General features: G+C 52.9%; 9 protein-coding genes and 1 riboswitch. Of the genes, 5 read left to right on the forward strand and 4 right to left on the reverse strand.

Annotated elements, in window-relative coordinates:
- Positions 1–275: 275 nt before the first annotated feature.
- Positions 276–725, forward strand: coding sequence for a PliI family lysozyme inhibitor of I-type lysozyme (locus tag CSQ89_RS17225; RefSeq protein WP_099407330.1), 450 nt, complete (start codon positions 276–278; stop codon positions 723–725).
- Between the two features lie 265 nt (positions 726–990).
- Here CSQ89_RS17225 and CSQ89_RS17230 read toward each other — a convergent pair whose 3' ends face one another.
- The 3 genes from CSQ89_RS17230 to upp form a co-directional block, all read right to left on the reverse strand.
- The gene (locus CSQ89_RS17230) at positions 991–1,557 is read right to left on the reverse strand and encodes a TMEM165/GDT1 family protein (RefSeq protein WP_099407331.1); all 567 of its coding nucleotides are present in this window, start codon (positions 1,555–1,557) and stop codon (positions 991–993) included.
- A 14-nt stretch (positions 1,558–1,571) separates the two neighbouring features.
- A riboswitch (yybP-ykoY riboswitch) is annotated at positions 1,572–1,752 on the reverse strand.
- A 72-nt stretch (positions 1,753–1,824) separates the two neighbouring features.
- Positions 1,825–3,054, reverse strand: a complete 1,230-nt coding sequence (locus tag CSQ89_RS17235; protein WP_099407332.1) for a uracil-xanthine permease family protein — start codon at positions 3,052–3,054, stop codon at positions 1,825–1,827.
- A 45-nt stretch (positions 3,055–3,099) separates the two neighbouring features.
- Positions 3,100–3,732 carry a uracil phosphoribosyltransferase gene (gene upp / locus CSQ89_RS17240; RefSeq protein ID WP_099407333.1) on the reverse strand — a complete coding sequence of 211 codons (633 nt, stop codon included), beginning with the start codon at positions 3,730–3,732 and terminating at the stop codon, positions 3,100–3,102.
- Between the two features lie 57 nt (positions 3,733–3,789).
- Between upp and CSQ89_RS17245 the strand changes: the two genes are divergently transcribed.
- Positions 3,790–4,449, forward strand: coding sequence for a hypoxanthine-guanine phosphoribosyltransferase (locus tag CSQ89_RS17245; RefSeq protein ID WP_233203276.1), 660 nt, complete (start codon positions 3,790–3,792; stop codon positions 4,447–4,449).
- Between the two features lie 226 nt (positions 4,450–4,675).
- Here the strand turns inward: CSQ89_RS17245 and CSQ89_RS17250 are convergent, their stop codons facing one another.
- Complete coding sequence (locus CSQ89_RS17250) at positions 4,676–5,470, reverse strand: zinc ribbon domain-containing protein (RefSeq protein ID WP_099407335.1); 795 nt, start codon at positions 5,468–5,470, stop codon at positions 4,676–4,678.
- A gap of 129 nt (positions 5,471–5,599) precedes the next feature.
- Here CSQ89_RS17250 and glyA point away from each other — a divergent pair, with 129 nt between their 5' ends.
- From glyA to CSQ89_RS17265, 3 genes are all read left to right on the forward strand, one after another.
- Positions 5,600–6,844, forward strand: a complete 1,245-nt coding sequence (gene glyA / locus CSQ89_RS17255) for a serine hydroxymethyltransferase (protein WP_099407336.1) — start codon at positions 5,600–5,602, stop codon at positions 6,842–6,844.
- Positions 6,845–7,100: 256 nt separating this feature from the next.
- A complete protein-coding gene (locus tag CSQ89_RS17260; RefSeq protein ID WP_099407337.1) occupies positions 7,101–10,901 on the forward strand; it encodes a M48 family metallopeptidase in 3,801 nt (1,266 codons plus the stop codon).
- Between the two features lie 36 nt (positions 10,902–10,937).
- Positions 10,938–11,279 (forward strand): zinc ribbon domain-containing protein YjdM, encoded by a 342-nt coding sequence (locus CSQ89_RS17265; RefSeq protein WP_099407338.1) that lies wholly within the window; start codon positions 10,938–10,940, stop codon positions 11,277–11,279.
- The last annotated feature ends 218 nt before the right edge of the window (positions 11,280–11,497 follow it).

Below are 11,497 nucleotides of genomic sequence, written 5' to 3' on the forward strand. Positions count from 1 at the left end.
CTTGAATGCCTGAGCATCAAGACGCAGAAGAACCCATTCGCACTTTGCCGCAAGTTACTGATCAACGCCTCCCGCGCGGCTTATGATCAGTTACAGCTGCTTCTCGCAGCTACTGCGTAACATCAGAACATAATTGATGTCCCCGCAGTCGGAGTGAGGGATAGTTTTGGCGTGCCTTGGCGGTGGGTTTGGCTGGATGAATCGACCACCGCGAAGGCCAGAGCCGCGAAGCGTGTTCGTGTAGGATGCGCTGTCCTTACTCGAAAGTTGAATAGATGAAGAAACAGTATCAACTAGCCATAGCCTTGCTGGCATCGGTTACGCTGCAAGCGGCGGAACCAGAGCGTTTCGTGTCAAAGGTTAAGTTGCCGTCGGGGCAGACTGCCGTGGTTGCAGAAGGGGATTTTGAGGCCCGTTCCATTGGTAGTTTCAGTGTGAGGTTGTATGAGGCCGCATCCCCGGAGGATGCCACAACATTTTTTACTGCCGGCCTTGTCCGTCCGCGTGATGGGTCGGTTGAAAAGGTAGCGCTTGTGGATGTAGATGGCGATAAGAAGCCAGAGATCATTGTCAAAGTGCGGTCTGCCGGGACAGGTGGCTATTTGTCCGCCCATGCATTTACATTCAACGCAAAAGCATTGACGTTGCGTGGTGCGGTAGAGGGGCTTGCGCCTGAAGCTGACGTCATTTCGGCACTGCGGAAATCAAACCCGAAGCGAAAGTGATCGATGCCCCGATTTTGGGTGTGAAGTGTCGCGCAGCGGATTGAATGCCGCAGCCTGGCAAGGGCGTTGTGATGCAGTCTTCACTGCACTTGGTAGGCAGCAACAGCGGGGATGGTTGAGCTTAGAACCTGTTTACGATCTGTCGCGAGCAGCTGTCAGCAGGGTGAAGCGCAGCACAGAAACCGGCATGTACTTTTGTATATGAGGATTTCGAGCGGCACATGAGCCCTGATCACAGCTGCGCAGTAAGATCGTAAACAGGCTCTTAGCTACCGATACCTACCAATGCCGATACTCCCAGTATGGCAAACACCCCAGCCGCGATGCGGTGCACCAGTTTGATAGGCAACGCTTTGGCAGCCTTGTCGCCTATCCATATGACGGGCGCATTGGCTAGCATCACACCCAGCGTAGTGCCGGCAATTACCCACCAGTACGCGTGATACTTGGCAGCCAGCGCCACGGTGGCGATTTGGGTCTTGTCGCCCATTTCAGCCAGAAAGAAGGCGATGAACGTGGCGCCAAATACGCCGAGTCTTTCGCTGAACCTGGCCGTTTCGTCGTTCAGCGTGTCGGGTATCAGCATCCAGCCGGCCATGGCGATAAACGAAATGCCCAATATCCAGCGCAATGAATGGGGGCTGATCAAGGTCATCAGCCAATTGCCGATAGCACCTGCCAGGGCGTGATTTACCAGTGTCGCGACCAGAATACCGAAGACAATAGGAACAGGTTTACGGAATTTGGCTGCAAGCAGGAGCGCAAGCAGCTGGGTTTTATCGCCGATTTCCGCCAGCGCGACAATGCCCGTTGATACGAGGAAGGCTTCCATGATGATTTTTCTCTGGGGCCGGCAGCAAACGCATAGACGCATTCCGCCGCGGCCCCTTGCCGGTCGGATGCGTCTATGGTCTTGCCAGTCGAAGTCGGGCGACTTCGTTGCTTATGCCATGGCCAGGTTGACCAAGTATGTTGACGTAAGCTTCCACCACGGCGGTAGAACGGCTACTCCCCAAAGACGGCGCGGAGTTTACGCCTATGCGGGATACTTGTCATGGCCCGCTGTCGCTTTGTAAGAGGAAGGGACGTTCCCGCATGTTTAGCGGCCGATATTTTGGCCGCTGGCCTTCGGTAAAATCAGATTCAGGACAATAGCCAAAATGCCGCACAGGCTTACGCCAGATAAGCCGAAATTGTCGCTGAATTGCACCGACATGCCGCCAATCCCCGTGACGAGCACGACAGAAATGATGCAGAGATTACGCGGATCGCCGAGGTCCACCCGGCCGTCCACCACTGTTTTGAGGCCGATACTGGCAATCGAGCCGAACAGGAGCAGCATAATGCCGCCCATGACGGGCAGCGGGATGGTGTTGAGTAATGCCCCAAATTTGGCGACAAAGGCGAGCAGGATGGCAAAGCAAGCAGCCCAGGTCATGACAGCCGGGTTGAAGTTGCGGGTAAGCATGACAGCGCCGGTGACTTCGCCGTAGGTTGTAACAGGTGGGCCACCGAATAAACCCACCACATTTACCGCTAAGCCATCGCCCAGCAGGGTGCGATGTAAGCCGGGGGATTCGGTATAGTCCTTGCCGGTAACCGATCCTATGGCAAGGATGCCGCCTACATGTTCCACAATTGGGGCGATGGCGACCGGTATCATGAACAGGATGGCTGCCAGGTTGAACGTTGGATGGCCGAACTCGGGCAGGGCAATCCAGGGCGCGTCGAGCACCGGTTGAAAGTTCACAACCCCGAGGTATAAAGCGGCAAGGTAACCTGCGGCAACGCCCGCTAAAATCGGCACCAGTTTCATAATGCCACGCGCCTTGATGGCAACCAGCATGGTGGTGACCAGTGACACTGCTGCCAATGCCATCGCGACGTTGTAAGGCATGACTTGGTTACTACCAGCCTTGCCCGCGGCCATACCAACTGCTACCGGTGCTAAACCTAGTCCGATGACCATTACTACGGGGCCGATGACCACCGGTGGCAGGATCTTATGAATGAAATCAACCCCGCGCCATTTCACGAGGCCGGCTGCCACATAGTAGAAAAAGCTGGCGCACGCCAAAGCCCCCAGGGTGGCGGGCATGCCCCAGGTCTGCACCGAGTAAACCACCGGGGCAATAAAGGCGAAGCTGGAGCCCAGGTAGATGGGTACCTGGCGGCGGGTAAGCAATTGGAAGATCAAGGTACCCACGCCGGCGCCCAGGAGCGCCAGGTTGGTGTTCAAGCCGGTTAACAGTGGCACCAATACGGTGGCGCCGAAGGCGACAAACAGAATCTGCGCACCTGCTAGTGCGGTCTTAAGTGTTTCGTTCATGCATTTCCCAGGTTTGAATCGGTCTTCGGTGCGTTTGCCGCGGTGTCAGTTTTGCTTCGTCCCGAAGATCTTGTCGCCGGCATCCCCTAGCCCCGGAATGATGTAGCCGTGCTCATTCAGGTGGCTGTCGATGGCGGCGGTGTAGATATCCACATCCGGGTGTTTTTCCTGCATCAGTTTGATGCCCTCGGGGGCGGCAACCAATACCAGTGCCTTGATCTGGGTACAGCCATTGCGCTTGAGCATGTCCACTGTAGCGACCATGGAGCCGCCTGTTGCCAGCATAGGGTCGATGATCAGCGCAGTGCGCTCGGCCAAGTCGCCGACGAATTTTTCGAAGTAGGGGACAGGCTGCAAGGTTTCTTCGTTGCGGGCTAAACCCACGACGCTGATCTTAGCGTTGGGCATCATGTCGAGTACCCCGTCCAGCATACCGATGCCGGCGCGCAGGATAGGCACCACGGTTACCTTCTTGCCCTTGATGCGTTCAACTTCGACTGGGCCGCACCACCCTTCGATTGTGACTTTCTCTATGGGAAAGTCCTGGCAAGCCTCGTAAGCCAGCAGGCGGCCGATTTCCGCAGTCAGCTCGCGGAACTTCTTGGTGCTCATATCCGCACCGCGCGCGAGACCGATTTTGTGCCGCACCAACGGGTGTCGAATTTCGAAAACAGCCATGGTTTTTAATCCTTTTTTAGCGAAATTGGCGCGAAGATTAGAGCAAGCGAATGCTTCATGCACGCATCAATAAACTATGCTGTGCGCAACCCCTTGAAATTACGCGCTTTGATGGGTACCCTTCGCGCCTTTTTAAGCGCTGGCGCAAGCAGTCGGGAGAAGCGAATGAATCGGGAAGAGATTGTCAATGTAATGGGGGAGGCCGACTGCCTACATAGCGATGCAGAAGTCAGCGCCGCATTGGACCGTATGGCAGTTGAGATTACTGAGCGCCTCAAGGACAAGATGCCGCTTGTTTATGTGGTGCTGAATGGTGGCATCATTGCCGCGGGCCAGTTATTACCACGGTTGAATTTTCCTCTCGAGGTGGCTTATTTGCACGCTACCCGCTATGGCGACAAAACGCACGGCGGTGGTTTGGTGTGGAAGGTAAAGCCGACCGACGACATGCGTGGCCGTACGGTGTTGATCATTGACGATATCCTTGACGAGGGAAATACCCTTGCTGCAATTCTCGATTATTGCCGTGAGCAGGGCGCAACCGAGGCTTTGACCGCTGTTGTGGTCAATAAAGTGCATAACCGTAAGGCCTTCCCTGGTTTGACAGGCGATTTTGTTGGCATCGACGTGGAAGACCGCTTCCTGTTTGGCTGCGGCATGGACTATCAGGGTTACTGGCGTAATACCTTGGGTATTTACGCGGTTAAAGGTCTTTAACCCATCGCTTACGATCTAAGAACCTGTCTAAAGTCTCGCGAGCTAGGGCAAGATAAGGCAAAAACAGCCGAGGAAGCGGAGTTTACGCGTGGTAAATGAGCATTCCGAGGGTGTTTTCAACGCTATATTGCCGACGCGCAGCAGACTTTAGACAGGTTCTAAGGTGGGTTGGTGATTCACCAGCTCGCTGCTAGCAGCCGGTTGGCTGTTGTGCGTTAGAACTTGATCACGACTGCGCGGACTGTTGGCGGACCAATTGCCAGCTCTGCCACAACCACCACGCCATCCACAGCCAAGCCAGCAGGATGAAGGCCGCCCCCAGCCAATGGGCCAAAGCGGCAAGGCGATGATCCCAGGACAGCATGCCCAGTGGTTCTAGCAGGTTGTGCCAGTCATGCCGAAATGCACGCGCTTCGATCATCTCCTCATTCCATTCGCCTATCAAGGGTAAATCCATGGCACGTGCGTCGCCGATATATGGGGCGACGTCGATCAGGTTTTGCCCTATCCACCATAAGCAAACTGCTGCCGAGTAGGGTTTTGCCTCGCGCCAGACAAAAACGATGCCGAGCAGCAAGGGCACCATGCATTGGAACAGACTGCCACCCAAGTACATCATCCATTCACCGAATGGGCGGAACAGCAAATGGCCAAACTCGTGAAAAGCCAGGTTCACGTTGTGTAAAAAGGACATGCCGGCTTCGCCGCTGCGCCAGTCGCAGCTGATGAAATACATGCCCCATACCACCAAGGCCGCGGCGAGTAAGCATTCACCGGCCAGCGTAGTGCTATTGGCCTGCTGTGGTGTACTGAATAGGCGTACGGCGAGCTGTGCCACCAGCCCATCCACATTGTCGGCTTCATCATCTGTGACATGGGTGGGACGGCGGCCTGCGGCATGGTCGACTAAATGTTGGCGATATTTGGCGAAAACGATACCGCAGCGAGGGCATTCAGTTGTGGGTGCGGTGTCGCTTGGTTGGCGGGTATAACCGCATTTTGGACAGGTAGTGCGTTCCATATCACACCGATTACGTTCATGAAGATGGGGATAACGAGAGCCTAACATGCAAGGTAATCAAGTCGTTCTGTGCAGTTGGCATGGTAAAATGCCCGCCTTCACTCCCAACCTTCCTACGGAAGCCCCGCCATGTTCAAGCCGCTATCCATTGCCCAATATGACCCCGAACTCTCTGCCGCTATGGAAAGCGAAGTGGTTCGTCAGCACGAGCATATCGAGCTGATTGCTTCGGAAAACTACACCAGCCCGGCTGTGATGGAAGCACAAGGTTCGCAACTGACCAACAAGTACGCCGAAGGCTATCCAGGCAAGCGTTTCTACGGTGGTTGCGAATATGTGGACGTGGTTGAGCAATTGGCTATCGACCGCGTCAAGCAGTTGTTCGGCGCTGAATATGCCAACGTGCAGCCGCATTCGGGCTCGCAAGCGAACCAGGCTGTTTACTTCTCGATTCTCAAGCCGGGCGACACCGTTATGGGCATGAATCTGGGCCATGGTGGTCATCTGACTCATGGTTCGCCTGCCAATTTGTCCGGCAAGCTGTTCAGGATTGTCCCCTATGGTTTAAACGAAAAGGAAGAGATCGATTACGACGAGATGGAGCGTATCGCCATTGCCGAAAAGCCAAAATTGATTATCGGCGGTGCATCGGCCTACGCCCTGCGCTTTGACTTTGCCCGTATGGCCGAAATCGCCAAGAAAGTTGGCGCGTACTTCATGGTCGACATGGCCCATTACGCCGGCCTGATTGCTGCTGGTGTCTACCCCAACCCTGTACCGTATGCCGACTTTGTCACTTCGACCACCCACAAGACCTTGCGTGGCCCACGCGGCGGTATCATCCTAGCCAAGGCTGAACACGAAAAGATGCTGAACAGCAACGTCTTTCCATCGTTGCAGGGCGGCCCGCTGATGCATGTGATCGCCGGTAAGGCCGTGGCCTTCAAGGAAGCACTGACACCTGAGTTCAAGGCCTACCAGGAACAAGTCATCAAGAACGCTGCCATCATGGCCAAGACACTGGCCGAGCGCGGCCTGCGCATTATCTCTGGCCGTACCGAAAGCCACGTCTTCCTGGTTGACCTGCGCCCCAAGGGCCTGACCGGCAAGGCGGCAGACGCCATTCTTGGTCAAGCGCACATCACGGTTAACAAGAACGCAATCCCGAACGACCCGGAAAGCCCATTTGTGACTTCCGGCATTCGCCTCGGTTCGCCTGCCATCACCACCCGTGGCTTCAAGGAAGAAGAAGCCATTGCCGTGGCCAATTTGGTGGCTGATGTGTTGGATAACCCCACAGATGAAGCGAATATCAACGCGGTCAAAGCCAAGGTGCACGCCTTGACCTCACGTTTCCCGGTATACGCTAAATAAATCGTTTCTACTTCAGTGAGTGGAGGGCAATGTATGCCCTCCATTATTTTTTATTGTAGATTATGTTGTTGATCGGCAACTTGAAACAGGTGAAAGATTTAATCTGAGTTTTTTGAAGTTTATCTTTCGTTGTGAATTCTCGTAACGAATAAAATCGCTTCTATATATATCAAACGTACAGCAAATTATTTTGGTGTTTTTAGTCAATGGAGAGCTGGTCGATTTCGATTGAGGATCTCTTGTTTTTGGAAATGGTATGGAAAGTATTTATCCAGTTGGTCCTAAAAGTGTACCGAGTGATTTAACGAAACCAACATTACGTTATAAACAAAGAGCTTGGCTTGCAATGGTGAGCCTTGGCTTATTTATTATTCTTTATTTGTCTTTGTCTGGTTGGTTTGCATGGCAGGCATGGCGATTAACTAGTAGTGTCGTTAAAAGTGGTGAAGGCTTTGGCCCTTTTGTCGTAGGCCTTGTTTCCGCTTTCTTGGCGGTATTTATGCTTAAGGCGCTATTCTCTGTTAGAAACACCGGTAAGATCGATGATATCGAAGTAACTGTAAAAGAAGAGCCACAACTATTTGCATTCCTTTTTCGCTTGGCTGATGAAGCCGGTGCACCTAGGCCGCATAGGGTCTTTCTTTCGCCTCGAGTCAATGCGGCTGTGTTTTATGATATGTCAATATTTAATTTGTTTTGGCCTTCTCGTAAAAATCTTGAGATAGGTCTGGCGCTGGTTAATGTCCTTAATTTAGGTGAGCTGAAAGCAGTATTAGCGCATGAGTTTGGCCATTTTGCTCAGCGTTCTATGGCAGTTGGGCGCTGGGTATATATTACACAACAAATTGCAGCCCATATTATTGCTAAACGTGATGCGCTTGATTACTTCTTGCAACAACTCTCTCGGCTTGATTTTCGAATCGCTTGGGTCGGCTGGTTACTTTCATTAATTGTATGGGCAATCCGTTCATTATTAGAAACGGCTTTTCGACTTGTTTTATTGGCGCAGCGTGCCCTTTCTCGAGAAATGGAAATGCAGGCAGACTTGGTAGCAGTCTCGCTAACAGGTAGCGATGCTTTGATCCATGCGCTGAATAAAATGGAAGCGGCAGATGATGCATGGGACCGTACGTTGTCATTTGCAAACAGTGAATTTGCCGATGGCCGAATGGTAAAGGATTTATTTGCGGTTCATTCAAGGGTGATATCCCATATGCGCGTGGTGCTGAATGCCACGGGCTATGGCACAAATCCACCGGTACCTAGCGAGCGTCCAGAGAAGCACCGGCTTTTTCGCATGGAGATAGCACAACCACCAAAGATGTGGTCGACTCACCCCTTGAATCATGAGCGTGAAGAAAATGCCAAGCGAGTTTATCTGGCAGCGCCCACAGACCAACGTAGTGCCTGGGTGCTGTTCCAGAACAGCACCAAATTACGTGAAAGTGCGTCTGTTCACCCAGTGCGTAACGTTGCGGACAAAGCGCAAGTTGTTCCTTTGGAGCAATCGATAAAAACGCTGGATGAACAATTTCAACGTGAGTATTTGAACCGTTATTACCGAGGTGTGTATTTAGGACGTTCTGTTGTACGTGCTGCCAAATGCCTCGACGAATTGTATTTGCCTATCAAGTCTGTAAGCGCTGAGGATTTAGCGGCTTTATACCCTAGTACATTGGCGCGTGATCTGGAAAACCTGCGTAATCTGGAAAAAGAAAAAGCGCTCTTGGCATCATTGCGAAATGGCACCATGAAAGCGACTGATGGTGTTATTCGCCTCCGTGGTCGCCAATTGCGTCGGCGGGACCTTTCTTCGGCGATTAGTCAGGTTGACGGAGAGATTACCGCAATTGAAAAGAAACTGACTCACCACGATCAACGTTGCCGTAGTTTGCACCGAGCGGCTGCTGCCAGCCTAGGTAAAGAGTGGGAAGACTATTTGGTAGGGCTGGCGGCTTTACTGCACTTCGCTGGCCATACCGAGGCTGATTTATTTGATGCGCATGGTCGCTTTTCTAATGAGGTTGCGATTGAAACTGCGGCGGGGAAGGTGGGAAGCAACGGAGTCGATCGTATCGTATGTGCCGCTAATGCTTTGTACGTTGTACTGGAGGAAATTTACAAAATACGTGATCAAGTCATTCCCGATCCAACCGTGTTGGATAGGATGTCGGTTGGTAGTTGGCCAGAGGCATTAGGAAAGTTTGACCTTCCTCGCGCCAATCGGGACAACATTAACGACTGGTTGGGTGTGATTGATGGTTGGGTGAACGCAGTCATCGGCGCATTGTCCTCGTTACGCCAGGCTGCATTAGGCCAGCTACTTTGCATTGAGACTCAGGTTGCGCGAGAGTTTCGTACGGGCGTGGTTGCAGCAAGTGCGCCTGTGCCGAGCAGGGTCCCTAATCATTACGCCACGTTAGAGCCAGGTCGCGAGCGTACACGTCAAACTCAGCTTGGTTGGCGTGCTCGTTTCCAATTGGCAGATGGCCTCATTGCATCGGTTGCCCGATTTTTGGTGGCGGGTTCCATTGTAGGTGCTGTTCTGGGATTCAGCAGTAGCACGGGTTCGGCAAGTTTGACGCTATATAACGGCCTAGCCCAATCTGTAACGGTACTGGCTGGTGGAAAAACCGTTGAATTGGGTCAGTTTTCTCATGAGACCTTCGAAATAGAAGCTGATGGTGAACACCAGATTGAGGTGCGCGCACCAAGTGGCCAATTAATTGAAACCTATATAGCGAAGCTGGACGGTGGTTTTGCCCACTATGTATACAACATTGCGAATGCTAGTCCGTTGGTTGAGTGGACCGAATCCTATGGTAATGCCACGCAAGTTCCAGAGCGCCCTCAGGGCGCACCGCGCTGGATGCGTGCTACAGCGGATATTTTGTTTGAAAAACCACCCAGTTCAATTAGTTCGAAAAGCGGTGGTGGCACGCGAACCGTTTTGGATGGTTTTGCTGGGCATGCACCTGGCAACTTATTGAGCATGCTGAGCGATGAAGCCAGCCGTAAAAAGGTGATTCTGGCACACGCCCGTTGGGATCGTGGCAATAGCCAATATGTAATGCAGTGGCTGGCGTTGGCTAACAACTTTCCAGAGTTTCAGGCTCTATTGGCGGCACGTTTACAGGATCAACCATCTGAAGTTGTTAGTTTACGAGCAGAGCAGGACGCTGTGAGTGGTCAAGCGCTGAGCCAAGTGTGTGCACGCCATAGCAAAGAAGCACAACGGCAGCCAGATAGTGGTGATTGGCAATATCTTGCCGTCCGTTGCCTGGCAAATGACGTTGCGCGAGACAAAGCTTTTATTGAGAGTGAACAACGTTGGCCAAATAACGGTTGGTTTGCGATGGCGGCAGCTTATGTTCATGCAGGAAGAGGACATTGGCATGCCTCGGAGCGTAGTTTCACGAATGCCCTTCGACAACAAGGGCCGGTATTGGACAACGCCAGTATTGAGATTGCACGATTACGTCGCATGCAGGGAACCGGCGACTTTGATGAATTAGCGATGGACTCAAATGCCTTGCGTTATTTAATGGACACCGAGTCAGGCCAGAATATGGGCAATGGTCCTTTGACAGCTTATGCCGCGCTAGGTAAAGGTGATTTAAAGGAGGCTATCGAAAGGGCTTCAGCTCAGCAGCGATTGGGGGATCGTGTGTTGCGACTCGTTGCTGGTTCGGAGGGAGCCGATCCGAAATGGGTGCAACAGGCGTTGGCAATGCCAAAAGATCGAGGGCTTGATTTCAATACGGCTTGGGTAATGCTGGCACTCGCTTTGCGTAACAAGGTTGATTCCAGTGAGTACCGACAGTTGTTACTTTCCGCCGACCAGTATGATTCGCGCGGCTTGCTGGCTGTCGCGGATTCGCTGGCAAGGGGTGCAAGCCAAGAGGTGGCGGAGGCGCATATGGTTGGGCTTTCACCTAGTGTCAGGGGCAGCGCCTATGGCATAGGTGTTATCTTGCTGGGCCGGCGAGCACCACCCCATTGGCGTGAAAGCGCAAAGCGATTGCTTTTTGCTGCTGAGCGCCCCTACCTTGGCTAATTAGCGATTTTAGAAACAAAGTAAACAGGATGCAAAATGAGTAATTTGCCCAAATGTGTACAGTGCGGCTCGGAATTTACCTACGAGGACGGTGCGATGTATGTGTGCCCGGAGTGCGCATACGAGTGGCCCCAACAGGCACAGACTGAAACGGCAGAGGCTGCCAAGGTGGTGCGTGATGCCGTGGGCAATGTGCTGCAGGATGGCGATACGGTAACGGTGATCAAAGACCTAAAGGTCAAGGGGTCTTCCTTGGTGGTGAAGGTGGGAACCAAGGTCAAGAACATCCGCTTGGTGGATGGCGATCATGACATTGACTGCAGAATCGATGGCGTGGGTGCGATGGGGCTGAAATCGGAATTTGTCAAAAAAGCTTAACCCCAAGACGGCCATTGATCGACTTCGTCAATGGCCGGTAGCTGACAACGCAGAGCGGTCCTTGCATAGCTCTACACCCAGGGGCCGCTTCTCGGCCAAGGACTAAACCGCTCGCGCGGTAGGGGTCGTGCTCAACCGCAGCGCGCAGCTCTGGCAGGCAAGGGGTTCGTATCGTGCTGGCAATTGCCGATGTTGGAAATGAGGCATTCCCGCCTCGT

Source organism: Chitinimonas sp. BJB300 (genome assembly GCF_002735695.1).
GTDB lineage: Bacteria > Pseudomonadota > Gammaproteobacteria > Burkholderiales > Chitinimonadaceae > Chitinimonas.